The organism is Mycolicibacterium grossiae, from assembly GCF_008329645.1.
Taxonomy (GTDB): Bacteria; Actinomycetota; Actinomycetes; order Mycobacteriales; family Mycobacteriaceae; genus Mycobacterium; species Mycobacterium grossiae.
Genome location: NZ_CP043474.1, coordinates 4,616,499 through 4,641,346, shown reverse-complemented (window position 1 = coordinate 4,641,346; position 24,848 = coordinate 4,616,499). Strand labels below are relative to the sequence as shown.

The 24,848-nt window shown below is 71.1% G+C and carries 24 protein-coding genes; 16 read left to right on the top strand and 8 right to left on the bottom strand.

The window, feature by feature from the left end:
• The first annotated feature begins 25 nt into the window (after positions 1 to 25).
• The gene (locus FZ046_RS22300) at positions 26 to 1,123 is read left to right on the top strand and encodes a glycerate kinase family protein (protein WP_149484319.1); all 1,098 of its coding nucleotides are present in this window, start codon (positions 26 to 28) and stop codon (positions 1,121 to 1,123) included.
• 57 nt (positions 1,124 to 1,180) lie between these two features.
• Entirely contained in the window at positions 1,181 to 1,537 is a 357-nt protein-coding gene (locus FZ046_RS22295; RefSeq protein ID WP_070356142.1) for a HesB/IscA family protein, read from the top strand.
• 45 nt (positions 1,538 to 1,582) lie between these two features.
• Here FZ046_RS22295 and FZ046_RS22290 read toward each other — a convergent pair whose 3' ends face one another.
• Complete coding sequence (locus FZ046_RS22290; protein ID WP_070356141.1) at positions 1,583 to 2,239, bottom strand: Rv0361 family membrane protein; 657 nt, start codon at positions 2,237 to 2,239, stop codon at positions 1,583 to 1,585.
• Positions 2,240 to 2,348: 109 nt separating this feature from the next.
• On the opposite strand from FZ046_RS22290, the gene FZ046_RS22285 reads away from it, so the two are divergent.
• Positions 2,349 to 3,323 carry a carbohydrate kinase family protein gene (locus FZ046_RS22285; protein WP_070356144.1) on the top strand — a complete coding sequence of 325 codons (975 nt, stop codon included), beginning with the start codon at positions 2,349 to 2,351 and terminating at the stop codon, positions 3,321 to 3,323.
• Positions 3,324 to 3,333: 10 nt separating this feature from the next.
• Here FZ046_RS22285 and asnB read toward each other — a convergent pair whose 3' ends face one another.
• Complete coding sequence (gene asnB / locus FZ046_RS22280; protein WP_070356143.1) at positions 3,334 to 5,277, bottom strand: asparagine synthase (glutamine-hydrolyzing); 1,944 nt, start codon at positions 5,275 to 5,277, stop codon at positions 3,334 to 3,336.
• Between the two features lie 158 nt (positions 5,278 to 5,435).
• Here asnB and ctaC point away from each other — a divergent pair, with 158 nt between their 5' ends.
• The 4 genes from ctaC to FZ046_RS22260 all read left to right on the top strand — a co-directional run bounded on the left by ctaC (position 5,436) and on the right by FZ046_RS22260 (position 8,500).
• Positions 5,436 to 6,464, top strand: coding sequence for an aa3-type cytochrome oxidase subunit II (gene ctaC / locus FZ046_RS22275; protein ID WP_070356140.1), 1,029 nt, complete (start codon positions 5,436 to 5,438; stop codon positions 6,462 to 6,464).
• A gap of 16 nt (positions 6,465 to 6,480) precedes the next feature.
• Positions 6,481 to 6,900, top strand: a complete 420-nt coding sequence (locus FZ046_RS22270; RefSeq protein ID WP_070356139.1) for a cytochrome c oxidase subunit 4 — start codon at positions 6,481 to 6,483, stop codon at positions 6,898 to 6,900.
• 113 nt (positions 6,901 to 7,013) lie between these two features.
• On the top strand, positions 7,014 to 7,847 hold the full coding sequence (locus FZ046_RS22265) for an MmpS family transport accessory protein (RefSeq protein ID WP_070356138.1): 834 nt from the start codon (positions 7,014 to 7,016) through the stop codon (positions 7,845 to 7,847).
• A complete protein-coding gene (locus FZ046_RS22260; protein ID WP_070356137.1) occupies positions 7,847 to 8,500 on the top strand; it encodes a DUF2561 family protein in 654 nt (217 codons plus the stop codon). The genes FZ046_RS22265 and FZ046_RS22260 overlap by 1 nt, the downstream gene beginning before the upstream one ends.
• 607 nt (positions 8,501 to 9,107) lie before the next feature.
• On the opposite strand, the gene qcrB is transcribed toward FZ046_RS22260, so the two are convergent.
• Genes qcrB through ctaE form a run of 4 tightly spaced genes read right to left on the bottom strand, consistent with a single transcriptional unit; the run spans position 9,108 to position 13,511 of the window.
• The gene (qcrB, locus tag FZ046_RS22255; protein WP_070356136.1) at positions 9,108 to 10,835 is read right to left on the bottom strand and encodes a cytochrome bc1 complex cytochrome b subunit; all 1,728 of its coding nucleotides are present in this window, start codon (positions 10,833 to 10,835) and stop codon (positions 9,108 to 9,110) included.
• Positions 10,832 to 12,064 (bottom strand): cytochrome bc1 complex Rieske iron-sulfur subunit, encoded by a 1,233-nt coding sequence (gene qcrA, locus FZ046_RS22250; RefSeq protein ID WP_070356135.1) that lies wholly within the window; start codon positions 12,062 to 12,064, stop codon positions 10,832 to 10,834. Before qcrA ends, qcrB begins: the two co-directional genes overlap by 4 nt.
• Positions 12,061 to 12,873, bottom strand: coding sequence for a cytochrome bc1 complex diheme cytochrome c subunit (qcrC, locus tag FZ046_RS22245; RefSeq protein ID WP_070356134.1), 813 nt, complete (start codon positions 12,871 to 12,873; stop codon positions 12,061 to 12,063). The genes qcrA and qcrC overlap by 4 nt, the downstream gene beginning before the upstream one ends.
• A 26-nt stretch (positions 12,874 to 12,899) precedes the next feature.
• Positions 12,900 to 13,511, bottom strand: coding sequence for an aa3-type cytochrome oxidase subunit III (gene ctaE / locus FZ046_RS22240; RefSeq protein ID WP_083298586.1), 612 nt, complete (start codon positions 13,509 to 13,511; stop codon positions 12,900 to 12,902).
• A 125-nt stretch (positions 13,512 to 13,636) separates the two neighbouring features.
• Here ctaE and trpD point away from each other — a divergent pair, with 125 nt between their 5' ends.
• A complete protein-coding gene (gene trpD, locus FZ046_RS22235; RefSeq protein ID WP_328514427.1) occupies positions 13,637 to 14,695 on the top strand; it encodes an anthranilate phosphoribosyltransferase in 1,059 nt (352 codons plus the stop codon).
• Positions 14,696 to 14,714: 19 nt separating this feature from the next.
• On the opposite strand, the gene FZ046_RS22230 is transcribed toward trpD, so the two are convergent.
• The gene (locus FZ046_RS22230; protein WP_407664428.1) at positions 14,715 to 16,583 is read right to left on the bottom strand and encodes a DEDD exonuclease domain-containing protein; all 1,869 of its coding nucleotides are present in this window, start codon (positions 16,581 to 16,583) and stop codon (positions 14,715 to 14,717) included.
• A gap of 147 nt (positions 16,584 to 16,730) precedes the next feature.
• Here FZ046_RS22230 and FZ046_RS28030 point away from each other — a divergent pair, with 147 nt between their 5' ends.
• From FZ046_RS28030 to FZ046_RS22210, 4 genes are all read left to right on the top strand, one after another.
• Entirely contained in the window at positions 16,731 to 16,964 is a 234-nt protein-coding gene (locus tag FZ046_RS28030) for a hypothetical protein (RefSeq protein ID WP_070355732.1), read from the top strand.
• 151 nt (positions 16,965 to 17,115) lie between these two features.
• The gene (ripC, locus tag FZ046_RS22220; protein WP_070355737.1) at positions 17,116 to 18,249 is read left to right on the top strand and encodes a peptidoglycan hydrolase RipC; all 1,134 of its coding nucleotides are present in this window, start codon (positions 17,116 to 17,118) and stop codon (positions 18,247 to 18,249) included.
• Positions 18,218 to 19,045 (top strand): peptidase, encoded by an 828-nt coding sequence (locus FZ046_RS22215; protein WP_070355731.1) that lies wholly within the window; start codon positions 18,218 to 18,220, stop codon positions 19,043 to 19,045. Before ripC ends, FZ046_RS22215 begins: the two co-directional genes overlap by 32 nt.
• A gap of 46 nt (positions 19,046 to 19,091) precedes the next feature.
• The gene (locus FZ046_RS22210) at positions 19,092 to 20,234 is read left to right on the top strand and encodes a glycosyltransferase family 4 protein (protein ID WP_070355736.1); all 1,143 of its coding nucleotides are present in this window, start codon (positions 19,092 to 19,094) and stop codon (positions 20,232 to 20,234) included.
• A gap of 9 nt (positions 20,235 to 20,243) precedes the next feature.
• Here the strand turns inward: FZ046_RS22210 and FZ046_RS22205 are convergent, their stop codons facing one another.
• Positions 20,244 to 22,043, bottom strand: a complete 1,800-nt coding sequence (locus tag FZ046_RS22205; RefSeq protein ID WP_070355730.1) for an AMP-dependent synthetase/ligase — start codon at positions 22,041 to 22,043, stop codon at positions 20,244 to 20,246.
• A gap of 109 nt (positions 22,044 to 22,152) precedes the next feature.
• Here FZ046_RS22205 and FZ046_RS22200 point away from each other — a divergent pair, with 109 nt between their 5' ends.
• The 4 genes from FZ046_RS22200 to FZ046_RS22185 all read left to right on the top strand — a co-directional run bounded on the left by FZ046_RS22200 (position 22,153) and on the right by FZ046_RS22185 (position 24,757).
• Entirely contained in the window at positions 22,153 to 22,542 is a 390-nt protein-coding gene (locus FZ046_RS22200) for a polyketide cyclase / dehydrase and lipid transport (protein WP_070355729.1), read from the top strand.
• 130 nt (positions 22,543 to 22,672) lie between these two features.
• The gene (locus FZ046_RS22195) at positions 22,673 to 23,110 is read left to right on the top strand and encodes an SRPBCC family protein (RefSeq protein WP_070355728.1); all 438 of its coding nucleotides are present in this window, start codon (positions 22,673 to 22,675) and stop codon (positions 23,108 to 23,110) included.
• Positions 23,103 to 24,362: an ArsA family ATPase gene (locus FZ046_RS22190; protein WP_070355727.1), complete on the top strand. Its 1,260-nt coding sequence runs from the start codon at positions 23,103 to 23,105 to the stop codon at positions 24,360 to 24,362. Before FZ046_RS22195 ends, FZ046_RS22190 begins: the two co-directional genes overlap by 8 nt.
• Positions 24,359 to 24,757: a hypothetical protein gene (locus tag FZ046_RS22185; RefSeq protein ID WP_070355735.1), complete on the top strand. Its 399-nt coding sequence runs from the start codon at positions 24,359 to 24,361 to the stop codon at positions 24,755 to 24,757. The genes FZ046_RS22190 and FZ046_RS22185 overlap by 4 nt, the downstream gene beginning before the upstream one ends.
• Positions 24,758 to 24,848: the final 91 nt, after the last annotated feature.

Below are 24,848 nucleotides of genomic sequence, written 5' to 3'. Positions count from 1 at the left end.
TCGGGCGTGGTCGTAGCCTGCTGGGATGACGGGCACCGCGCTTCGCGTCCTCATCGCCCCGGACTGCTACGGCGACAGCCTGACCGCGGTCGAGGCGGCCGAGGCGATCGCCGCGGGCTGGGGTGGCGCCCGTCCCGGTGACCAGCTGACGTGCGCGCCGCAGTCCGACGGCGGACCCGGCTTCGTCGGCGTGCTGGCCAATCGCCTGGGACGGCTGCGGACGGCGCGGGTCAGCGGGCCGCTGGCCGACGAGGTCACCGCCGAGTGGGTGTACGACGACGCTGCCGCCACCGCCTACGTCGAGTGCGCGCAGGCCTGTGGGCTGGCGCTGCTCGGCGGGCCCCCGACCGTCCGCACGGCACTCGAGGCCCACAGCCGGGGCGTCGGCCAGCTGGTCGACGCGGCGTTGGCGGCCGGTGCGCGCCGCGTCGTCGTCGGGCTCGGCGGCAGCGGCTGCACCGACGGCGGCCGCGGTCTGATCGACGCGCTCGGCGGGCTCGACGCCGCCCGTGACCGCCTGGCCGGGATCGACGTCATCGCCGCCACCGACGTCGAGCACCCACTGCTCGGGCCCCGCGGTGCCGCCGCGGTGTTCGGGCCGCAGAAGGGTGCCGATCCGGCGACCGTCGCGGTACTCGAGCGCCGGCTCGCCGCCTGGGCCGTCGACCTCGCCGCTGTCGCCGGGCGCGACGTCGCCGCCGAGCCCGGCGCGGGGGCGGCCGGCGGACTCGGTGCGGCCCTGCTCGCGCTCGGCGGGCGTCGCGCCTCCGGCGCCGCCGTCATCGCCGACGTCACCGATCTGCCCGTCGACGTCGCCGCCGCCGACCTCGTCATCACCGGTGAGGGCCGGTTCGACGACCAGTCGCTGCACGGCAAGGTGGTCAGCGCCCTGACCGGCCTGGCCGCCGCGCAGGGCGCCGCGGTGTTGGTGCTCGCCGGCCAGGTGACCCTGGACGCCGACGCGCTCACCGCGGCCGGGGTGACGGCGGCCCGCTCGATCGTCGACCACGCCGGATCGGTGCAACGGGCCATCGACGACGCCGCCCGTCAGCTGGAGGGCCTGGCGCGCGTCACCGCGGCCGGGTGGGACGCGGGGAGTGGCCTCGGAGAAGTGAGGGAATAGTCGGTCGACGGGGTACCGTTGAAGGTGACCGACGCACGAGTTGCACAGGGAGAATCAATGACTGTTCAGGACGAGGCCGCCACCACCACGCACGGTGTGCTCCTCACCGATGCCGCTGCGTCCAAGGCCAAGGCCCTGTTGGACCAGGAGGGTCGGGACGACCTGGCGCTGCGCATCGCCGTGCAGCCGGGTGGCTGCGCCGGGCTGCGCTACAACCTCTTCTTCGACGACCGCTCGCTCGACGGCGACCTGACCGCCGAGTTCGGCGGCGTCGCGCTGACCGTCGACCGGATGAGCGCCCCGTACGTGCAGGGCGCCACCATCGACTTCGTCGACACGATCGAGAAGCAGGGCTTCACGATCGACAACCCGAACGCCACCGGCTCCTGCGCCTGCGGCGACTCGTTCAACTGACACCCGGCCAGTGGGCCCCGGCCAGGTACGCCTGAGCCGGGGCCGCTAGAACTGTCCGGTGCGGGGCAGGTACGAGCACACCAGCACGTCGTCGCCCTGGGTGAGGATCTGCGCCAGCGCCTGCCGTTCGGCGCTGCCACCCTGCGTGCGCGCGCCCTGCACCTGCATGGTGAACAGCACCTGCGCCTGATTGGGTGACCACGCGACGACCTTGTCGATCGACGTGACCTGAGCGGTCTTGTACTGCCGGCGGAAGGCGTCGCTCGCGAGGTTGGCCAGCGACATGTCCGAGCCGCGGTCCTTGATCTCGTCGAACACCCCGCAGGACGCGTTGCGCGCGATCGTCTCGTCGTCGCCCTCGGTGAGCGCCGTGAGGTAGTCCTGGATCGCGGTCTTGGCGCGGTCCGGCGTCAGCGCGCCCGTGGCGTCGTCGTCGGACCGGTTGGCCAGGAGCAGCGACGCGACGACGGCCGCCACGATCACCACCGCGAGCGCACCCATGCCGATGAGCACCGGGCGCCGTCGCGAGCGCTTCGGGTAGGGCACCGGCGGCGGCAGCGCGCCCGGATACGGCGACGGCACCTGCGGGCCGTAACCCCCCGGCGGACCGTAGGGCGCACCCGAGGGCGGGAACGGCGGAGGCGGCGGATGCGGCGCCGACTCGGGGTGCGGGGACTCGGGGTACGGGAATGGGCCGGCCATGACGTTGTTAGGCTATCGCACCGACCTGCGGCGACGCGGAAATCGCAGCGTGACAAGGCTTCGGAGTAGCCTGGGCGGCTGTGTCCAACACTGACGAGGGGTGCACTTCGTGACCATTGCGGTAACCGGATCGATCGCCACCGACCACCTGATGACGTTCCCCGGGAGGTTCGCCGAGCAGCTGCTCGCCGAGCACCTGCAGAAGGTCTCGCTGAGCTTCCTGGTCGACGATCTGGTGATGCACCGCGGTGGCGTGGCGGGGAACATGGCCTACGCGATGGGCATCCTCGGCGGTAGCCCCACGTTGGTCGGCGCGGTGGGCAAGGACTTCGACGACTACCGCTCCTGGCTGACCTCGCACGGGGTCGACTGCACGCACGTGCGGGTGTCCGACAGCGCCTACACCGCCCGCTTCGTCTGCACCACCGACCAAGACATGGCGCAACTCGCGTCCTTCTACCCGGGTGCCATGTCGGAGGCCCGGGAGATCTCGCTGGCCGCCGTGGTCGAGGGTGCCGGCACGCCGGACCTGGTGATCATCGGCGCCAACGATCCCGACGCGATGTTCCTGCACACCGAGGAGTGCCGGAAGCTCGGCCTGCGCTTCGCCGCCGATCCGTCGCAGCAGCTGGCCCGCCTCGGCCGCGACGAGATCCGCCGCCTCATCGACGGCGCCGCCTACCTGTTCACCAACGACTACGAGTGGGACCTGCTGCTGCAGAAGTCCGGCTGGTCGGAGGCCGAGGTGATGGCCCAGATCGAGCTGCGCGTCACGACGCTGGGGGAGAAGGGCGTCGACCTCGTCGGCCGCGACGGCACCTTCGTACACGTCGACGTCGTCCCCGAGACCCACAAGGCCGACCCCACCGGCATCGGCGACGCCTTCCGGGCCGGCTTCCTCACCGGACGCAGCGCCGGTCTGAGCCTGGAGCGGTCCGCCCAGCTCGCGTCGCTGGTCGCCACCCTGGTGCTCGAGGCGCCGGGCCCGCAGGAGTGGTCCTGGGACAAGGACGCCGGCGTGGAGCGGCTGAGCAGCGCCTACGGCGCCGACGTGGCCGCCGAGATCGCCGCAGCCCTGGCCTAGGCGGTCGCCGTCAGAGCTGCACGGGGTAGTGCGGCTCCTCGATCCGCGGCGTGACGCTGCCCTCGACGAAGATGGCGTGCCACAGCATGAAGATCAGCACCGTCCACAGCCGCCGGCTGTGATCGGCAGCCCCGGTGCGGTGCTCGTCGAGCATGCGGCGCACCGCGTCGGCGTCGACGAGTTCACCGGTCTGCGACGCCGCCACGGTGGCGTACGCCCAATCGAGCAGCTCGCCGGCGCGCAGCCAGTGCCGGATCGGCACGGGGAAGCCCAGCTTCGGCCGGTTCAGCACGTGTGCGGGCACGATCGGCTCCAGTGCCCGCCGCAGCGCGAACTTCGTCGTGGCCCGGGTGATCTTCTGGTCGAACGGCAGTCGCGCCGCCACGGCGAACACCTCGGGGTCCAGGAACGGCACCCGCAGCTCCAGGGAGTTGGCCATCGTCATCTTGTCGGCCTTGACCAGGATGTCGCCGCGCAGCCAGGTGAACAGGTCGACGTGCTGCATGCGGGCCACCGGGTCCCAGCCGTCCGAGGCGGCATAGAGGCTCGCGGTGACGTCGGTGTGCGTCCACTCCGGGCGGAAGCCGCGCAGCACCGCGCGCAGCTGGTCGTCGGAGAAGCTGCGCGCGTTGCCGTAGTAGCGCTGCTCCAGCGTCAGCGATCCGCGGTGCAGCAGGCTCTTGCCGCGCATGCCGTCGGGCAGCGGCCGGGACGCCTTGCCCAGTGACCGGCGCACCGGCCGGGGCAGGTAGTCGAACGCCTTGAGCGACAACGGTTCCCGGTAGATGGTGTAGCCGCCGAACAGTTCGTCGGCGCCCTCGCCGGACAGCACCACCTTGACGTGCTTGCGGGCCTCGCGGGCGACGAAATACAGCGGCACCAACGCCGGATCGGCGACCGGCTCGTCGAGGTACCACACGATCTGCGGCAGGGCCTCGACGAACTCGGCCTGGCTGACCACCTTGGTGACGTGCCGGGCGCCGATCGCCTCCGCCGAGGCGACCGCGACGTCGACCTCGGAGAAACCTTCCCGCTCGAAACCGGTGGTGAAGGTGATCAGGCGGGGGTTGTGCCGCATCGCCAGCGCGGCGATCGCGGTGGAGTCGATGCCGCCGGACAGGAAGGCCCCCACGGTGACGTCGGCGCGCATGTGCTTGGCCACCGAGTCCTCCAGGACGGCGGTGATCTCGTCGTAGCGCTGCTGCTCGCGGCCGGCGACGAACGGCACGGCGGCGAACCGGGGCGTGAAGTACCGGGTCACGGACGGCGTGCCGCCCGGGCGCAGGCGCGCGTAGCTGCCCGACTCCAGCCGGCGGATGCCGCGGTGCAGGGTCTCGGGCTCGGGAACGTACTGCAGCACGGTGTAGTGCTGCACGGCGCGCTCGTCGACGTCGAGGTCCAGCCCGGCGGTCGCCGCCAGGTCCAGCAGGCACTTCTTCTCGCTGCCGAACACCGTGCCGGCGGGGCCGGTCGCCATGTACAGCGGCTTGATGCCGAAGGGATCGCGGGCGCAGAACAGCTCGCGCTCCGCGGTGTCCCACAGCGCGAACGCGAACATGCCACGCAGCCGGTGCAGCGCGTCGGGACCCCAGTGGTGGTAGGCCGCGACGATCGCCTCGCCGTCGCCGTCGGTCGCGAAGTGCGCGCCGTGCGTGCGGGTCAGCTCGTCACGCAGTTCGAGGTAGTTGTAGATCTCGCCGTTGAACACCAGCACGTAGCGGTCCGGGGTCTCCGGCGGTCCCCAGCGCAACGGCTGGTGGCTGTGCGCGATGTCGATGATCGACAGCCGGTTGAAGCCCAGCACCACCGCCGGCGCGGCGGTGTCGTCGGCCCACGTCCCGGGCTCGTCGGGACCGCGGTGACGCATCAGGTGGGAGGCGCCGGACACCGCGTCCACCAGGCCCGCAGCAGCCTGCGCGGACGGATCGGTCAGGTAGGCCAGGAGTCCGCACACCGCGCCAGTATGCCGAATCGGAGCGACCGTGCCGACCTGCACCCGGGCACATCCGCCGGTCGCTTCGCGGGGGTCGAGCGGCGTGGTCTACGCTGCGTAGTATTCACCCCAAGTCACCGACCGCCGAGCGGTCGACCGACGTCATAGGAGGCGCCAACGTGTCCGCTCGCGGTCCGAAGTTGGTGGCGTTGGCCGTCGTCCTGGGCGGGATGACGGTCCTGCTCAGCGGCTGCAGCTGGTCCGAAGCGCTGGGCCTCGGCTGGCCCGACGGCATCACGCCCGAAGGCAAGGCGAACCGCGAGCTGTGGATCGGCTCGGTCATCGCCGCGCTGGTCGTCGGCGCCATGGTGTTCGCGCTGATCTTCTGGACCAGCGCCTTCCACCGGAAGAAGAAGACCGACACCGACCTGCCGCGCCAGTTCGGCTACAACATGCCGCTGGAGCTGACGCTCACCGTCATCCCCTTCGTCATCATCTCGGTGCTGTTCTACTTCACCGTCGTGGTGCAGGAGAAGATCCTGCACAAGGAGCCGAACCCCGAGGTCGTCATCGACGTCACGGCGTTCCAGTGGAACTGGAAGTTCGGCTACCAGAAGATCGCCTTCACCGACGGCACGTTCGACTACGACGGCGCCGACGACGCCCGCAAGCAGGCCATGACGTCGCGCCCCGAGGGCACCGACGAGCACGGCGAGGAACTCGTCGGCCCCATCCGCGGGCTGAACCCCGAGGACCGCACCTACCTGAACTTCGACAAGATCGAGACCGTCGGCACCAGCACCGAGATCCCGATCCTGGTGCTGCCGAAGGACCGTCGCGTCGAGTTCCAGATCGCCTCGGCCGACGTCATCCACGGCTTCTGGGTGCCGGAGTTCCTATTCAAGCGCGACGTGCTGCCGGACCCGAAGGCCAACAACTCCGACAACGTCTTCCAGATCTCGAAGATCGAGGAGACCGGCGCCTTCGTCGGCCGCTGCACCGAGATGTGCGGCACGTACCACGCGATGATGCAGTTCGAGGTCCGGGTCGTGGAGCCCAACGACTTCAAGGCCTACATCCAGTACCGCCAGGACAACCCGAACGCCACCAACGCCGACGCGCTGGCCGCCATCGGGCTGCCCGCGACCGCCGTCACGACCAAGCCGTTCGACACCCGTCGCGGTGAGCAGGCTCCGCAGGCGAGATAGGTAGGGACGACACCTCATGCACATCGAAGCCAGGCTGTTCGAGTTCCTCACCGCGTTCTTCGCGCTGTGCGCCGTCGTGTACGGCGCGCTGACCGCGCTGTACGCCACCGGCGGCATCGAGTGGGCAGGCACCACCGCCTTGGTGCTGACCACCGGGCTGTCGCTCATCACCGGCACGTTCTTCCGCTTCGTCGCCCGCCGTCTGGACACCCGGCCGGAGGACTACGAGGACGCGGAGATCGCCGACGGCGCCGGCGAGCTGGGCTTCTACAGCCCGCACAGCTGGTGGCCCCTGTTGATCGCGCTCTCCGCGTCCGTCACCGCCGTCGGCATGGCGCTGTGGCTGCCGTGGCTGATCGTCGCCGGCGTGTGCTTCGTGCTGTCGTCGGTCGCCGGACTCGTCTTCGAGTACTACACCGGCCCCGAGAAGCACTGACGCCTCTTCGCGCAGATCACGATCCGGCCGCCACGCCGCGTCGCGGGATCCGACGCCGTGCCCGTTGGGTAGTGTTGCCGGAGCACGCGTTGGAAGGCTGGTAAGGACAGGCGATGAGCGGGCCCAATACCCCCGGGTCGGATTCTCCGAAGCCGGACGAGCCGGGGCGCGACGCACCCGTCACCGGTGAGACCGAGATCTACTCGCGCGCGTACTCCGCCCCGGAGTCCGAGCAGTTCACCAGCGGGCCCTACGTCCCGCCGGAACCGGGCCTCTACGACTACGAGGCCTACGAGTCCGCGCCGCCGCCCGTCCAGCACGATCCGCCGAAGTGGCCGTGGGTGGTCGGCGTCGTCGCCATCGTCGCGGCGATCGCCCTGGTGGTGTCCGTGACGTTGCTGGTGGCCAGGACCGACAGCACCGACCTCGCGACCCCGGGCACCAGCACGACCACGTCGGCACCGCCGGTGCAGGACGAGATCACCACCACGACGACGACCACGACGGAGCCGCCGCCTCCGCCGCCGCCGACGACCGAGGAACCGCCGCCGCCTCCGCCGCCGACCAGCGAGGCGCCGCCGCCACCGCCGCCCCCGCCGAGCGAGGAGCCGCCGCCCGCGCCGCCGGTCGAGGCCCCGCCGCCACCGCCGCCCACGACCACCGCCGCCCCGGCGGGACCGCGGTTCATCACCTACACGGTGACCGGCACGAAGGCGCCGCTGGACCGCATCTCGGTCACTTACACCGACGCGTCTGGCCGGCAGCGGACGCAGCAGAACGTGTACATCCCGTGGTCGCTGACCGTCACGCCGATCTCCATGTCCGAGTACGGCTCCGTGCAGGCGTCCAGCCTGCTGCGGTTGTCCAAGCTCAACTGCTCGATCACCACCAGCGACGGCCAGACGATTGCGTCGTCACAGACCAACGATTGGCAGACCAGCTGCTGATGACTTCCGACACCGGAGTGCGTACGGGGTTCGACCCGTCCTCGCTCGACAAGACCGACCGCATCCTGCTGGGCGTGTGCGCCGTCTTGTGGCTGCTCGCTCTCGGCGCGGGGGTGGCCGCCATCGTCGCGCTGAGCAAGCTCGGGGACGCGAACGGCGGCGGGGACGGTGAGACGCCGTGGCTGCTGTACGCCGTCATCGGGGTGTCGGCCGTGGTGATCATCGCGGCCGTGCCGCTGCTGATCCGGGCCCGTCGGGAGTCGCTCGCCTCCGGTGACGGCGGATCGGCGGCCGGTCCCGTCGCTGCGTCTCCCGTGGCGTCCGAGCGGCCGGGTGCGGCTTTCGGCGATCCGGTCGCAAGCGTGCGGCCCGTCGGCTCGCCGGTGATCCGACGCTCACCCGTGCCGCCGCCGGCCAGCAGTCGGGTCGGTTTCCCCACCCGCGCCGTCGAACGCATCTTCCTGCGCTGCCCGGTGTCGATCGCCGCGGCCATGGGCGGTGCGACCGCTCTGACCGGCATCGCCACCTACCTCGCGGCCACCGACAACGACGGGACCGCGTGGGCGGCCTACGGGCTCGCCGCGCTCGTCGTCGTCGCGATGCCCGCCATCCCGGTCTTCTTCCTCCGCCAGCTGCGTACCGTCCTGGCGTAAGTCCCTCGCGGGGTCTGTGTCGCTGCGCGTGGCTGCGAGATCGACGTGAGGGTCGTGGGCTGGGGCTGGTTCACGGCCCTGGTGTCGATCTCGCGATGGGTGTCCTGCCGCCCGGCGTCGAGATTGCGCTGAGGGTCGTGATGCCGGCGAAATCACAGCCGTGGGCGCCTTTTCATCGCCTCGGCGTCGAGAGATCGACGTGAGGGTCGTCGGCTGGGGCTGATTCACGGCCCTGGTGTCGATCTCGCGACGAGCATCTGCCCGAGATTGCGGTGAGGGTCGTGAACTAGGCGAAATCGCAGCCGTGGGCGCAGTCTCGATGCGCGTCATCGCGAAATCGACGTGAGGGTCGTGGGTGGGGGCCGATTCACGGCCTTGGTGTCGATCTCGCGACGGCTGTTCGCGGCCGCTGCGTCAAGATTGCGGTGAGGGTCGTGAATTAGGCGGGATCACAGCCGTGGGCTTGATCTTGCGACGGGACGATCCGGCGGGGTAGGGGAGGGGCTACTGTCCACCGCGCCAGGACCCCGCAACGCCGAAACGGCACCCACCGTCACCACCTGACGTCGGTGGCGACCGTGAGTGCCGTCTCGGCGGGCGTCAAGGCCTAGTGGTGACCGTTCGACCCGTTGCCGTTGCCGTTGGCGCCGTGACCGTTCGACCCGTGGCCGTTCGTGCCGTGTCCGTTGGAGCCGTGTCCATTGGAACCGTGGCCATTCGAGCCGTGCTCGGTGTCCTGGTACTCCTTCAGCGCGACGAGGGCGCGGTGCTCGGACGCGTGGGCCGCGTCGGTGAGCGCCTTGCTCTCGCCGACCGGGTCGGCGAACAGGAAGCTGCCGGTACCCGTCGCTCCGCCGGAGCCCAGCTTGTTCATGCGCTTGGGCAGTGCGGCGCCCTGGTACTCCAGGGGGATCGGGTGGCCGTGGTCGTCGACCGGGCCGAGCGGCTGGTGCAACTCGATGTACGCACCGTGCGGCAGCCGCTTGATGATGCCCGTCTCGATGCCGTGCTCGAGCACCTCGCGGTCGCTGCGCTGCAGGCTGACGGCCCAGCGGTAGGCGATGTAGTACACGATCGCCGGCAGCACGACCATGCCGATGCGGCCGATCCACGTCGTCGCGTTCAGCGAAATGTGGAACTTCAGCGCGATGATGTCGTTCATGCATGCGAACGTGAGCAGGATGTAGAACGAGATCGCCATCGCGCCGATCGCCGTGCGGACCGGTGCGTCACGCGGACGCTGCAGCAGGTTGTGGTGCGCGTCGTCGCCGGAGAACTTCTTCTCCAGGAACGGATAGACGGTCAGCAGACCCAGAATCAGACCCATCAGCAGGGCGATCCACACCGGCTGCGGGATCGTGTAGTTGCCGATGTAGAACTCCCACGCCGGCCACAGACGGATCAGGCCGTCGGTCCACATCATGTAGAAGTCCGGCTGGCTACCCGCGGACACCTGAGATGGCTTGTACGGGCCCAACACCCAGATCGGGTTGATCTGCAGCAGACCGCCCATGAGGCCGAGGATGCCGACGGTCATGGCGAAGAACGCGCCCGACTTGATCGCGAAGACCGGCATGACGCGGACGCCGACGACGTTGGTCTCGGTGCGGCCCGGTCCGGGGAACTGGGTGTGCTTCTGGAACCACACCAGCGCGAGGTGCGCGCCGATGAGCGCCAGAATGATGCCCGGGATCAGCAGGATGTGCAGTGCGTACAGCCGCGGGATGAGGATCGTGCCGGGGAAGTCGCCGCCGAACAGCGCCCAGTGCAACCACGTACCGACCACCGGGATGCTCATCGTGATGCCGGAGAGCGCCGCGCGAATGCCGGTGCCCGACAGCAGGTCGTCGGGCAGCGAGTAGCCGAAGAAGCCCTCGAACATCGCCAGGATCAGCAGCAGCGAGCCGATGACCCAGTTCGCCTCACGCGGCCGGCGGAACGCGCCGGTGAAGAAGATGCGCGCCAGGTGGACCATGATAGCCGCGGCGAACAGCAGGGCCGCCCAGTGGTGAACCTGACGGACGAACAGGCCGCCGCGCACCTCGAAGCTGATGTCCAGTGCCGAGGCGTACGCCTTCGACATCTGCACGCCGTTGAGCGGCTGGTAGACGCCGCCGTACTCGACCTCCGACATGGACGGGTCGAAGAACAGCGTCAGCCACACACCCGTGATCAGCAGCACGATGAAGCTGTACAGCGCGATCTCACCGAGCAGGAACGACCAGTGCGTCGGGAAGACCTTGTTCAGCTGCCGGCGTACTGCCGCCGACGGGTGGTACCTCGAATCAATGGCGTCGCCCTGTGCGGCAGCCATGTCGGCAAGCTTGGGACTCATGATGTCCTCCGTTCCCAGAAGGCGGGCCCGACCGGTTCGATGTAGTCGCCGTTGGCGACCATGTACCCATCCCGATCGACGGTGATGGGTAGCTGTGCGAGTGCGCGCGCCGCAGGGCCGAAGATCGGCTTGGCGAAGTGCAGCGCGTCGAACTGCGACTGGTGGCACGGGCACAGGATGCGGTAGGTCTGCTGCTCGTACAGCGACGACGGGCATCCGAGGTGCGAGCACACCTTGGTGTAGGCGAACAGGTCGCCGAAGTTGAAGCTCTCCTGGCCCTGGCGCTTGACCACGCGCGGCATGTCCTCGGGCCGGATGCGGATGAGCATGACGGGGTTGCGCACGCCCATGGCGATCTCGGTGAGCTTGTGCGACGACTCGACGGTGGTGCCGTCGCCGTCGGACTCGCGCCACGGGTACACGGTCTCCATGCCGCCGGCGTCGAGGTCCTCGGGACGCATCTTCACGAAGGGCGACTCACCGGGCGTGCCGGTCGCGCGGGCCAGGTAGATGGTCTCGCCGGTGAAGCGCGGGGTCCAGCCCGACGTCCACAGCACGGCCTTCTTGCCCTCGGCGGTGGGGACCACAGGCTTCCACGGGTTCTTGATCAGACCGCCGATGAAGGCGACCAGCGTGCCGAGCCCGAAGGCGCCGAGGCCGACGCCGAGGGAGAGCCCAATCATCTTGCGGCGCTTGAACGTCGAGTCGTCCAGCGCCCCGGTCAGCTGCGCCGCGACCGTCTTGCGGTGGATCTCCGGGGAGGCGCCGTCGTGGCGCTCCTGGATCGAGATCTCCTCGGGGATGAACTTCTTCTGGTACAGCACGGCGCCGATGCCGATGGCGAGCACGGACAGACCGAACGTCAGGCCGTACAGCGGCGTGGCGAGCGAGTACACGAACTCGCCCTCGGAGCCGAAGGGCTGGTACTCCCACGGCCAGAAGATGAAGATGACGAGCAGTGCGAGGCCGGTGATGCCACCGAACAGCAGCCACGCGGCCACCGAGCGCTCGGCGCGCTTCTCGGCCTTGGTGCCCTCGACGGGCCAGCGCGTCTCCTTGAAGACCGTCTCGACGCCGTCGAGCTTGCCGCCGAGGCGAACCAGGTCCTCCTGGCTCATGGTGGCCAGCTGCTCGTCGGAGGGCTGCTCGGGGGCACCGAGCATGCCGGGGGAGTCGGTGCCCTTCGGGGCGTCGCCCTTCGGCGCGTCGTCGTCCGAATACGTGCTCATGCTCGCGATCCCACCCACAATGCAGCGCCGATGACGCCGACCATTCCGATGATCCATGCCGCCATACCCTCGGACGTCGGGCCGAACCCGCCGAGGCCGTAGCCGCCCGGGTCGCGCGTCTCGGCGGCGTGCCGGACGTAGGCGACGATGTCCTTCTTCTCGTCCGGCGTGAGCTGACGGTCGGAGAACTTGGGCATGTTCTGCGGACCGGTCAGCATCGCCGTGTACACCTGCGCCGGCACGGACGCGGCGTCGCCGAGGTCGGGCGCGTACTTGCCCGAGGACAGCGCGCCGCCCTTGCCGGTGAAGTTGTGGCAGGACGCGCAGTTCAGCCGGAACAGGTCGCCACCGCGGGCGACGTCGTCACCGAGCAGCGACTGGTTGGAGATCTCGCCGTTGGCCTCGCGGGGCACGACGGGTCCACCGCCGTTGGCCTGCACGTACGCGCCGATCGCGTCGACCTGGTGCTCGTCGAACGCCGGGGCCTTGCGCTGGGCCTGGGCCTCACCGCGCATGGCGGGCATGCGGCCGGTCGCGACCTGGAAGTAGACGGCCGCCTCGCCGGTGCCGATCAGGCTGGGCCCGCGGTCGGGAACGCCCTGCAGGTTGGCGCCGTGGCAGCTGACGCAGGACGTCTCGAACAATTGCTTGCCCGTGCGCAGCAGCGCGAGCTGCGACTCGTCGGCCTGGGCCACCTGCGGCTTCGGCGTCAGGGTGGCCGCCAGGCCACCGGCGACTGCGAGTCCGACCAGCAGCAACACCGCTGCCGATAGGCGACGGCGGAACCGTCGGCGGGACTTGCTGGTCATCGAACCCCTTCTCAACAGCCTGATCCTCATCGGACGAAGTAGATGACGGCGAACAGGGCGATCCACACGATGTCGACGAAGTGCCAGTAGTAGGACACGACGATCGCCGCGGTGGCCTGCGCCGGGGTGAACTTGCTCATCCGGGTACGCGCGAGCAGCATCAGGAAGGCGACGAGACCGCCGATGACGTGCAGGCCGTGGAAGCCGGTGGCCAGGTAGAAGACAGTGCCGTAGGCGCTGCCCGGGATCGTGGTGCCCTCGCCGACGAGGTGGTAGTACTCGTAGCCCTGACCGAGCACGAAGAACAGCCCCATGAAGAAGGTCAGCAGGTACCACCGGCGCAGGCCGTAGACGTCGCCGCGTTCGGCGGCGAACACGCCCATCTGGCAGGTGAACGACGAGGCGATGAGGACCAGCGTCACGGGGACGGCCAGCGCCAGGTTCAGCTCGGTGGGGGCCGGGGGCCAATCGCCACCGGCCTGCGCCCGGGCGGTGAAGTACATCGCGAACAGCCCGGCAAAGAACATCAGCTCGCTGGACAGCCACACGATGGTGCCCACACTGACCATGTTCGGCCGGTTCAGCGAATGAACTCGCGACGTGATCGCGGTTCCCGAAGTCCCTACAGCGCTCGTCACATCCGCAAGTATGACGCTTTGTAGTTGTCGAACTCCACCCGGGTCGCCCGATTCGTCATATTCGTGTCTCCACCGCCCCCGCGGGCGTCATCGGGGCTCATCGGCCAGCCGATAGGCTCACCGGCGTGACATCCGACGATTCGCTCACCTGGCCCAAGATCCTCGGCCGTCTGACGACCGGTCAGACGCTGCTCACCGGGCAGGCCGCGTGGGCGATGGACCAGATCATGACGGGTGCGGCGACGCCTGCCCAGATCGCCGGATTCGCGGTGTCGATGAAGATGAAGCGGCCGACCTCGGCGGAGGTCGCCGAACTCGCCGACATCATGCTGCGGCACGCCCGCAAGGTCCCGACCGACGCGATCGGCCGCGAGACCGTGGACGTGGTGGGAACCGGCGGCGACGGCGCCAACACCGTCAACCTGTCGACGATGGCCGCCCTCGTGGTTGCCTCCTGCGGCGTGCCGGTGATCAAGCACGGGAACCGCGCCGCGTCGTCGCTGTCGGGCGGCGCCGACACCCTCGAGGCGCTCGGCGCGAAGATCGACCTGGGGCCCGACGAGGTGGCCCGCTGCGTCGCCGAGGTCGGCATCGGGTTCGCCTTCGCCCCGCAGTTCCACCCGTCCTACCGGCACGCGTCGGTGGTGCGCCGCGAGATCGGGGTGCCGACGGTGTTCAACCTGCTGGGTCCGCTGGCCAACCCGGCGGCGCCGCGCGCCGGTCTGATCGGCTGCGCGTGGGGCGACCTCGCCGAGGTGATGGCCGGCGTCTTCGCCCAGCGCGGCTCCAGCGTGCTGGTCGTGCACGGCGACGACGGTCTGGACGAACTCACTACGACGACGACCAGCACCATCTGGCGCGTGCAGGCGGGCACCGTGGAGCGTCTGACGTTCGACCCGGCGGCGTTCGGCTTCCAGCGCGCCCAGCTCGAGGAGTTGACCGGCGGGGACGCCGAGGCCAACGCGAAGTCGGTGCGCGAGGTGTTCGGCGGCGCCACGGGTCCGGTCCGCGACGCGGTGGTGCTGAACGCCGCGGGCGCGATGGTCGCTCATGCCGGGCTGTCCAGCGACGCCAAGTGGGTGCCGGCGTGGGAGTCGGGTCTCCGCCGCGCCGCCGAGGCGATCGACTCCGGCGCGGCCGAACAGCTGCTCGCCAAGTGGGTGCGGTTCACTCAGAAGCTCTGAGGGCTAGAACTTCTGAGGCTCAGCCGGACGGACGCAGCGACATCGGCGCTCCGACAACGCGTTCGGGGTTCCGTGGTCGTGGGACCGGCGTGACGCCGTAGCGGTCGTCGAACGGGTCCTCGGCGTAGCGCCGGTCGGCGGCACGCGCCGACCGCGCGAGTGCGGCCCACGGGGCGAGCGCACCGGCCGCGCCCACCGGGCTGGCCCAGCCGTCGCCCGAGGACGACTCCACGCGCACGATCCGGACGCCCGGCCCGACGAGCCACCGCGCGATGAGCGCCGTCTCCTCGACCAGGGCACCGCCCAGCGGTGCGGGAGCGGTCAGGATGGTCTGCGCGGCCGCGCAGATGGCGTCCACGACCGGCATGGGCGGGACGCCGCGGCGCGCCGTCCCCGCGGCGCCGAGCTGCCCCCGCCGGACGACCACCAGGTGCCAGCCGCCCGCTCCGTCCGAGCGCGCGGCCACCAGCTCGTCGACGGCCGCCAGGGCGCGCAGCCGCTGACCGCGCCACAGCGCCTCGATCGCGGTCGCTACGTGATCGCGCAGCCGCGCCGCGGTCTCGTAGCGTCCCCGCGCCGCGAGGTCCTCGACGTGGGCCAGGGCGGTCCGGAGCGCGCCGTGCTCGACGCCGGCGATGAGCCGGTGGGCGCCGGCGGCCGTCGGCGCGTACTGCTCGGCCGAGACGTCGCGGGCCGCCGGGCACGGCGACAGCTCGCGCTCCGGACAGGCGGGCCCGTGCCGGGCCGAGCGGGCCAGCCGCTTGCCGCAGCTGCGCACGCCGGTAAACCGTGCAAGCACCTCGGCGGTCTCCGCCGCGTCCGCGCGCACCCGGAACGGGCCGATCACCAGGTCGTGGGTGGGTGCGCGGACGACGGAGAACCGCGGGAACGGCTCGTCGGTCAGCGTCACCCACCACCAGCGGTGCGGGAACTTCGACCGCCGGTTGTAGGGCGGCGCGTGCGCCGCGAGCAGGCGCAGCTCACGGACGCCCGCCTCCAGGTCGTGCGCACACTCGACGTGCTCGACGCGGGTGGCCAGGGCCACCATCTCCTTCATCCGGGTGCGCGGGTCGGCGCCGTTGAAGTACTGCCGGACCCGGCGGCGCAGGTCGACCGCCGTGCCGACGTACAGCACCTCGTCCGACGGACCGCGGAACTGGTACACCCCGGGCGCCTGCGGCAGGCCGGCGGCGAGGTGCCGCTTGCTGCGCTGTGCGGGGGTGACGTCGGGCAGGTAGGAGCGCAGTTCGGCGAGGGTGTGCACGCCCTGGTTGCCGACGCGCTCGATGAGCGCGTGCAGCACGTCGACGGTGGCGCGCGCGTCGTCGAGGGCGCGGTGGGTCGGCGTGGTGCTCGCGTCGAACAACCGGGCCAGCGCGGAGAGCTTGACGCTCGGCGCCTCGTCGCGGGTAAGCACGCGGCGGGCCAACTTGACCGTGCACAGCACCGGGGGCTTGGGCCAGACGAGGTCGCAGCGCTGCGCGGCGGCGCGGAGGAACCCGATGTCGAAGCCCGCGTTGTGCGCGACGAGCACTGCGCCACGCGAGAATTCGAGGAACGACGGCAGCACGGACTCGATGCGCGGCGCGTCGCACACCATGGCGGTGGTGATGCCGGTGAGCGCGACGATCTGGGGCGGGATGGACCGTCCCGGGTCGACGAGCGTCGCGAGTTCGCCGATCACCTCACCGCCGCGCACCTTGACCGCGCCGATCTCGGTGATCTGGTCGTGGTCGCCGCGGCCCGGCGCGCTCTCGGAGTTGCGCCCTCCGGTGGTCTCGAGGTCGACGACGACGAACGTGACGTCCCGCAGGGACGGCAGGCCGGCGTCGGCGTCGAGGTCGTCGAGCGCCAACTGGGCGGACTCGTCGGGGCGGGGGCGACCCATGACGGTGACCGTAGGCCGCGGGACCGACATCGGTGTGATTCCCACGCCGCGACCCGCCTGCCCGCCACCCGCCCGGGTTCGCCGGCGGCGCGGCTTGTCGGTGGGCCTCGTTAGCGTGCGGATGACTCGAACGAAGGGAGTGCCGCCATGGCAAGGGACGAGACGTCCGGCCGCGACACGGGCAGCGTGGTGATCGACTGCGACGACTGCGCCGTGCGGGGCCCGGGTTGTGACGACTGCGTGGTCAGTGTTTTGCTGGGAGTTCCGGAGACGCTTCGGCCCGACGAACAGCGGGCTCTCGAGGTGCTGGCTGACGTGGGTCTCGCACCCCGGCTGCGGCTGGTGCCGATTCACCGTCACGGCCAATCGGGCGTTGCCTGACGACGCGCAACCCGGCGTGTAGCGAAAAAATTCCCGCGCGCCTGATAAATTTGCGACTTCCGTTGGACAAGCCCGAAGCCGTTTCGTAACCTATTCGAGACCTGAAGCAGTTCGACGCGGCACGCTACGGCAGTTGAAGGACGCAATCACCTTGAGGTTCGACCGCACGCACCGGCGCACACGTGAGATTCGTCGACCCGTCGCAGGTGCGATAGCGGGATTGACGCTCCTGTCAGGGATTTGGGCGTCGGGGGTGCAGGCCGACCCGGCCGACGACGCCCTGGCGAAGCTGAACGAGCTGTCTCGCGAGGCGGAGCAGACCACCGAGGCCATGCACACCGCCCAGCTGGATCTCGCCGACAAGGTCGCCGCGCAGCAGGTGGCCGACGCGCAACACGCCGCGGACGCCTCGGCGGCGGATACGGCGAAGGCGCAGCTGGCAACCTTCCAGTCTGCTGTGAACAAGGTTGCTGCCGCGCAGTACATGGGCGGGCGCACCGACGGCCTCGACGCGATGCTCACCGCCGCCTCCCCCCAGGGTCTCATCGATCAGCTCGCGGTGCAGCGCGTGATGGCCACCGAGATGTCGGTGCAGATGCAGAACTTCCAGCGCGTGAGCGCCGAGGCCACGAAGACCGAGGCCGAATCCGCGAAGTCCGCCTCGGATGCCAAGACCGCCGCCGAGCAGGCCGCCGCGGTCCGCGCCGACCTGCAGTCCAAGCAGAGCAAGCTGCAGGTGCAGATCGCGGTCGTCAAGTCGCAGTACAACCGGCTCACCCCGGCGCAGCGCGAGACGCTCGCGGCCCTGCCGCCCGCGCCGGCACCCGCCCCGCCGCCCGGTGCCGTCCCTCCGGGTGACGGCGGACCGGAGGTCCTCGCCGCCGCTCCCGGGCCGAACGTCGCGCCGCCCGAGGCCGCGGTCGTGCCGGGCGCCCCCGCCGCCGAGGGCGTCACCGCCGTCCAGGCCGCGCTGACCCGCATCGGCTCGCCGTACTCCTGGGGCGCCTCCGGGCCCAACGCGTTCGACTGCTCCGGTCTGGTGATGTGGGCGTTCGGCCAGGCCGGCGTCAACCTGCCGCACTCCAGCCAGGCGCTGGCCCGCGGCGGGCAGCCGGTGTCGATGGACCAGATGCAGCCCGGCGACCTCGTCACCTACTACTCCGACGCGTCGCACGTCGGCATCTACATCGGTGACGGGATGATGGTGCACGCATCCACCTACGGCTCACCGGTGGCGGTCGCCCCGGTGAACAATGCGCCGATCCACAACGTCCGCCGCTACTGAGCGTCGCGTCCTCGGTCTGCTCCTCGCCGTCGAGCTGGCCGTGGGCCTGGTGCTGCTCACCCGCGGTCAGCCCGCGCCGCCGCCCCGCGTCGTCGCGCCGGTCGAGGCGTCCGCGCACACGACGCTGCGCGACGGCCGCGTCGCCGACGTCATCCCGATGGGCGGCCCGGACACCGTCGAGTTGGCGAACCGCATCCGCGCCGAACTGGACGGCGCCGCCGCGGCGGTGACCGCGTTCTGGGGTGACGACTGGCGGCGCGACATCACGATCGTCGCCACCGGTTCGGCGATGCAGGTGGCCCTGCTGGCCGGGGGAGGCCGCGACGTCAGCCCCGACATCGCCGCGTTGACGACTCCCGAGCGGATCGTCTTCGCGCCCGGCGCGGCGCACGTCAGCCCGGCGTCGCTGCGAATCCTGGTGCGTCACGAACTCTTTCACTACGCCGCGCGCGACCGCACCGCCGCCGACGCGCCGCAGTGGCTCACCGAGGGCGTCGCCGACTACGTCGGCCGCCCGCCCACCGCCCGGCCGGGGCCCGCCATCGCCGCCGAACTGGCCCGGGTCCCCACCGATGCCGACCTCGCGACCGAGGGCACCGTGCGGTCGGCGTCCTACGACCGCGCGTGGTGGTTCGCCCGGTACGTCGCCGAGACGCGCGGCCCCGACGCCCTGCGCCGTCTCTACCTCGCGGCGTGCGCCCCCGGCCACACCGACGTCGCCAGCGCCGTGCGCGCCGAACTCGGGATGACGATGTCCGGGCTGCTCGTCGGGTGGCGGCAGTGGCTGACCGGCTGACCTGCTGACCTGACTGCACCGATCCGACTCGACTACCGTGACGTCGATGTCCCGGGTGCTGCTGGTGACCAACGACTTCCCGCCGCGCCGTGGCGGCATCCAGTCCTACCTGGAGAACCTCGTCGACCACCTGGTCGCGTCCGGCGACGTCGCCCTGACGGTGTACGCGCCGTCGTGGAAGGGCGCCGAGGACCACGACCGCGTGGCAGCGGCGTCCGGCTACGAGGTGATCCGCCACCCGACCACGCTGATGCTGCCCGAGCCGACGGTGGCGCGGCGCATGCGCGAGCTGGTCGCCCGCCACGACGTCGACACCGTCTGGTTCGGCGCGGCCGCACCGCTCGCGCTGCTGTCGCCGCTGGCCCGCCGTGCCGGCGCCCGCCGCATCCTCGCGTCCACGCACGGACACGAGGTGGGCTGGTCCATGCTGCCGGTCGCGCGCAGCGCCCTGCGCCGCATCGGCGACGACGCCGACGTCGTGACCTTCGTCAGCCACTACACCCGGTCCCGCTTCGCCTCGGCATTCGGACCGCGCGCCGCCCTGGAGCATCTGCCGTCGGGTGTCGACACCGACCGCTTCGCGCCCGACTCGGTGGCGCGCGCCGAGATGCGGGCCCGCTACGGGCTGGGCACGCGGCCCGTCGTGGTGTGCGTGTCCCGGCTGGTGCCACGCAAGGGCCAGGACGTGCTGATCCGCGCCCTGCCCGCCATCCGCGACCGCGTCGCCGACGCGGCGCTGGTGATCGTGGGCGGCGGCCCGTACCGCGCGACGCTGCACGACCTCGCCGCCGAGTTCGGCGTCACCGACCACGTGGTGTTCACCGACGGGGTGCCCGCCGAGGAACTCCCCGCCCACCACGCGATGGCCGACGTCTTCGCAATGCCGTGCCGCACCCGCGGAGCGGGCCTGGACGTGGAGGGCCTGGGCATCGTCTACCTCGAGGCGTCGGCGTCCGGCGTGCCGGTGGTGGCGGGCCGCTCCGGCGGGGCGCCGGAGACGGTGCGCGACGGCGAGACCGGCCTGGTGGTCGACGGTGGCGACGTCGGCGCGGTGGCCGCTGCCGTGGGTGACCTGCTGGCCGACCCCAACCGCGCCGCCGAGCTGGGCACCGCGGGACGCCGCTGGGCCATCGACCACTGGCAGTGGAGCGCGAGGGCGCGCCGGCTCTCCGAATTGCTCACCGACTAGCGGCGCACCCTACTTCGCGTACAACGCGTCGATGTCGCCGGCGAACTTCTCGGCGACCACCTTGCGCTTGACCTTGAGCGTCGGGGTGAGTTCCCCGGTGTCCTCGGTGAAGTCGACTCCCAGGATGCGGAACTTGCGGATCGCCTCGGCCTTGGACACCGCCTGATTGGCCTCCTTGACCGCGAGGTCCACCTCGGCCGTCAGGTCGGGGTCGTCGGCGAGGTCGCCCACCGAGGCGCCGGCGTCCTTGCCGTTGCGCGCCTTCCACGCCGGGAAGGCCTCCGGGTCGATGGTGATGAGCGCCGCGATGAACGGCTGCTGGTCGCCGACGCACATGGCCTGGCTGATCAGCGGGTGGGCGCGCAGGCGGTCCTCGAGCAGTGCCGGTGCGACGTTCTTGCCGCCCGCCGTCACGATGATCTCCTTCTTGCGGCCGACGATGGTGAGGAAGCCGTCGTCGTCGATGGCGCCGAGATCACCGGTGTGGAACCACCCGTCGGTGAAGACGGCGGCCGTCTCCTCGTCGTTGTGCCAGTAGCCGCTGAACACCACGCCGCCCTTGACGAGCAGCTCGCCGTCGTCGTCGATGCGCATGCTGTTGCCGGGCACCAGCTTTCCGACCGAACCGACCTTCAGGTCGTCCACGCGGTTCACCGTGATCGCCGCACTGGTCTCGGTCAGGCCGTAGCCCTCGTAGATGGACAGCCCGACGCCGCGGTAGAAGTGGCCGAGTCGCGCGCCGAGCGGCGCGCCGCCCGAGATGGCCGAGCGGCAGCTGCCGCCCAGCGCAGCGCGCAGCTTGCCGTAGACCAGCTTGTCGAACACCGCGTGCTTCAGCTTGAGCAGCAGGCCCGGGCCACCCGCGTCGAGCGCCTGAGAGTATTCGATGGCCGTGTTGGCCGCCACGCCGAAGATCGCACCCTTGCCGTCGTTGCGGGCGTTCTGCTCGGCGGTGTTGTAGACCTTCTCGAACACGCGCGGCACCGACACCACCAGCGTCGGGGTGAAGACGGCCAGCGTGGGCACCAGGTTCTTGATGTCGTTGGTGAAACCGAGCGTCACCCGGTTGGTGAAGGCCGCAACGGTGATCGCGCGCGCCAGCACGTGCGCGAGCGGCAGGAACACCAGCAGCTTCTCGCCCTTGGCCAGCTGGGTGGGGAAGCACGCCTTGGCGCCGCGGATCTCGTGCAGCAGGTTCGAGTGGGTGAGCTGGCAGCCCTTGGGGCGGCCGGTGGTGCCGGAGGTGTAGATCAACGTCGCGGGGTCGGCCGACCGGATGCCCGCGAGGCGCTCGGTCAGCGCCGCCGCGTCGGTGCCCGCGCCGGCCGCGGCCAGCCGGTCCAGTGCCGTGCCGTCGGCGCCGTCGATGCAGTACACCTCCCGCAGCTCCGGCAGCTCGTCGCGCAGCTGCGCGATGGTGCCGGCGTGCGCGTCGGTCTCGGCGAACGCCGCGACGGCGCCCGAGTCGGACAGCACGAAGCGGATCTGCTCGGCCGAGGAGGTCTCGTAGATCGGCACGGTCACCGCGCCGACCGACAGGATCGCGAAGTCGATGATCGGCCACTCGTAGCGCGTGGCGGACAGGATGGCGACCCGGTCGCCGGCCCCGACGCCCTGGGCGATCAGGCCGAGGGCGGTGGCCCGCACCTGAGCGGCCACCTCGGCGCACGTCACGTCGGTCCACGCCCCGTCGACCTGGCGCTGCGCGATCACGTGGTGCGGATCGTCGCGCTCGTGGTCGAAGACGACGCCGACGACGTTGTCGTACTCCTCGACGGTGAAGGAGGCGGGAACGGTGAACTCGCGCACGGTGGGGCCTTTCGAGTCGGACGGCGACCGAGCGTCAGCCTAGTCGCCGCGCCGCAGGTCGCCGGTCCGGCTGCCCCCGGGACGGGCCGGTGTGTGAAGCTGAGACGCGATGAACAGCTTCCAGATCGCGGACGAGACATTCGTGTGCGCCGACCCCGCGGACGTCGGCGCGATGGTCGCCGATCCCGCCAACTGGCGGCGCTGGTGGCCGGATCTGCGGCTGACCGTCGTCGAGGACCGCGGCCCGGCCGGGCAACGGTGGACGGTCACCGGCGCGCTGACCGGAACCATGGAGGTGTGGCTCGAGCCGGTGATGGACGGCGTCGTCCTGCACTACTTCCTGCACGCCGAACCGGCCGGAGTCGCCGCCTGGCAGCTCGCCAAGATGGACCTGCCCGCGCTCAACCACCGGCGCCGGGTCGCGGGCAAGGAGATGTCCTTCGAGTGCAAGCGGCGCCTCGAGGCGGCCCGCCCCGTCGGGGTGTCCCGCCTGGCCTGAGGGCCCCGACCGGCTGACCAGCGGCCCCGGTCGATGCGGGTATGTTTCTCCGGGAGGCACCGGGTAGCTCGTGGACGCTGGCGCCCACGCCCGGTGACCACGGCGGTCGAGCAGCCAGGGAAGGGAACACGTGGCGGACAAGACTGCGCAGACGATCCACATCGACGCTGCGCCCGGCACCGTGATGGACGTGATCGCCGACATCGGTTCCTACCCGGACTGGGTGGCCGAGTACAAGGAGACCGAGGTCCTCGAGGTCGACGACGACGGGTACCCGCGCACCGCGCGGCTGGTACTCGACGCGGCCGTGCTCAAGGACGCGATGGTGCTGGAGTACTCCTGGCCGGCGGACCGGATGTCGGTCACCTGGTCGCTGGTCTCGAGTTCGCTGCTCAAGGCACTCGACGGCGCCTACCGCCTGACGCCGAAGGGGTCGGGCACCGACGTCACCTACGAACTCTCCGTGGACCTGGTGATCCCGATGATCGGCCTGCTCAAGCGCAAGGCGGAGCGCCGGTTGACCGACACCGCGCTGAAGGACCTGAAGAAGCGAGTCGAGGCTGAGTGACGTAGGCACCAGGGTCAGCCTCTTCGTCGGCAAGGGCGGGGTGGGCAAGTCGACGCTGGCCACGGCCAGCGCCGTCCGCGACGCCCGCAACGGCGCGCGGGTGCTGATCGTCTCGACCGACCAGGCGCACTCGACCGGAGACGTGCTCGGCGTCGAGGTGACGCCGACCGGCCGGCGCGAGCCCACCCGGATCCTCGCCGACCTCGACACCGGCAGCCCGGACGCCGGGGGATTCCTCGACGCGCTCGCCCTGGACACCTTGGCGCTGCTCGAGGAGCGGTGGCGCGACGTCGCCGGCGTGCTGTCCGCGCGCTTCGTCGAATCCGATCTCGGAGACGTTGCGCCGGAGGAACTCTCGGCGCTGCCCGGCATCCAGGAGGTGCTGGGCCTGCACGAGGTGGGGGAGCTGGCCGACTCGGGCGCCTGGGACCACGTGGTGGTGGACTGCGCCTCGACCGCCGACGCGATGCGCATGCTCACCCTGCCCGCCACCTTCGCGCTCTACCTCGAGCGTGCGTGGCCGCGGCATCGCCGGCTCTCGCTGGCCGCCGGCGACGCCCGCTCGGCGGGGATCGTCGAATTGCTCGAGCGGATCAGCGCGGGCACCGAACGGCTGAGCGCCCTGCTGGCCGACGGCGACCGGGTGACCGCCCGGCTGGTGCTGACGCCCGAGCGCGTCGTCGCCGCCGAGGCCGCCCGCACGCTCGGCGCGCTCGCGCTGATGGGCGTGACGGTCGACGAGCTGCTCGTCAATCAGGTTCTCATCGAGGACGATTCGTACGAGTACGCCAACCTGCCCGACCATCCCGCCTTCGACTGGTACACCGAGCGCATCGCCGAGCAGCGGTCGGTGCTCGCGCACCTCGACGCCACGATCGGCGACGTGAAACAGGTGCTGGTGCCGCACGTGGCCGGCGAACCGATCGGGCCGAAGGCGCTCGGCGAGCTGCTCGACGCCGCCCGCCGGCGCGACGGCGCACCGCCACCGGCGCCGCTGGCCCCGGTCGTGGACCGCGAGTCCGGAACCGGCCTGGAGGCCGTCTACCGGCTCCGGCTAGAGTTGCCGCAGGTCGATCCGGCGGCGCTGACGCTGGGCCGGGTCGACGACGATCTGATCATCGGTGCGGGCGGGATGCGGCGCCGCGTCCGGCTGGCGTCCGTCCTGCGGCGGTGCACCGTCACCGGCGCACAGCTGCGTGGCACCGAGCTGACCGTGCGGTTCCGACCCGATCCGGAGGTGTGGCCGACGTGAGTGGCGTGCACTCCGACCTGGGCCCGGAGCTTCGGGCACTGGCTCAGACGATCCTCGACCGGCTCGACCCCGCGGTGCGCCTCGCCGCGGCGCGCGCGACCGGCGGCGCGGCCGGGCCGTGCCAGCAGGTGTGGTGCCCGGTGTGCGCGCTTGCGGCGTTCATCGGCGGTGAGTCGCACCCGCTGCTCACGGTGGTGGCCGAGCACAGCGTGTCGTTGCTGGCCGTGGTGCGGGCCGCGATCGACCAGCTCGACCAATCCAGCCAGCAGGCAACCCCTTCGGCGCCAACTGCGGAGCCGACGCCGGACTCCGGGCCCCCCGCACCTCCCGGGGAGGACCGGCCCCGCCCGGCGCCCGGGCGCTACCAGCGCATCGACGTCACGATCGACGAGTAGCCCTCCGGTGACGGGGGCCGCCCGTACCGCGGTCCTGTGGTCGGGCTCTCGGCCCGTGGGTAAGGTTGTCGCAGGGCACCGTCCGGGCGCC

Bases quoted from the DNA above. Each gene is read 5' to 3' on its own strand.
- FZ046_RS22300 (WP_149484319.1), top strand. From the start codon at position 26: ATGACGGGCACCGCGCTTCGCGTCCTCATCGCCCCGGACTGCTACGGC.
- qcrC (WP_070356134.1), bottom strand. From the start codon at position 12,873: ATGACCAGCAAGTCCCGCCGACGGTTCCGCCGTCGCCTATCGGCAGCG.
- FZ046_RS22270 (WP_070356139.1), top strand. From the start codon at position 6,481: ATGCACATCGAAGCCAGGCTGTTCGAGTTCCTCACCGCGTTCTTCGCG.
- FZ046_RS22230 (WP_407664428.1), bottom strand. From the start codon at position 16,583: ATGGGTCGCCCCCGCCCCGACGAGTCCGCCCAGTTGGCGCTCGACGAC.
- FZ046_RS22265 (WP_070356138.1), top strand. From the start codon at position 7,014: ATGAGCGGGCCCAATACCCCCGGGTCGGATTCTCCGAAGCCGGACGAG.
- qcrA (WP_070356135.1), bottom strand. From the start codon at position 12,064: ATGAGCACGTATTCGGACGACGACGCGCCGAAGGGCGACGCCCCGAAG.
- FZ046_RS22290 (WP_070356141.1), bottom strand. From the start codon at position 2,239: ATGGCCGGCCCATTCCCGTACCCCGAGTCCCCGCACCCCGAGTCGGCG.
- FZ046_RS22260 (WP_070356137.1), top strand. From the start codon at position 7,847: ATGACTTCCGACACCGGAGTGCGTACGGGGTTCGACCCGTCCTCGCTC.
- FZ046_RS22200 (WP_070355729.1), top strand. From the start codon at position 22,153: ATGAACAGCTTCCAGATCGCGGACGAGACATTCGTGTGCGCCGACCCC.
- FZ046_RS28030 (WP_070355732.1), top strand. From the start codon at position 16,731: ATGGCAAGGGACGAGACGTCCGGCCGCGACACGGGCAGCGTGGTGATC.
- FZ046_RS22295 (WP_070356142.1), top strand. From the start codon at position 1,181: ATGACTGTTCAGGACGAGGCCGCCACCACCACGCACGGTGTGCTCCTC.
- qcrB (WP_070356136.1), bottom strand. From the start codon at position 10,835: ATGAGTCCCAAGCTTGCCGACATGGCTGCCGCACAGGGCGACGCCATT.
- FZ046_RS22215 (WP_070355731.1), top strand. From the start codon at position 18,218: ATGCGCCGATCCACAACGTCCGCCGCTACTGAGCGTCGCGTCCTCGGT.
- FZ046_RS22210 (WP_070355736.1), top strand. From the start codon at position 19,092: ATGTCCCGGGTGCTGCTGGTGACCAACGACTTCCCGCCGCGCCGTGGC.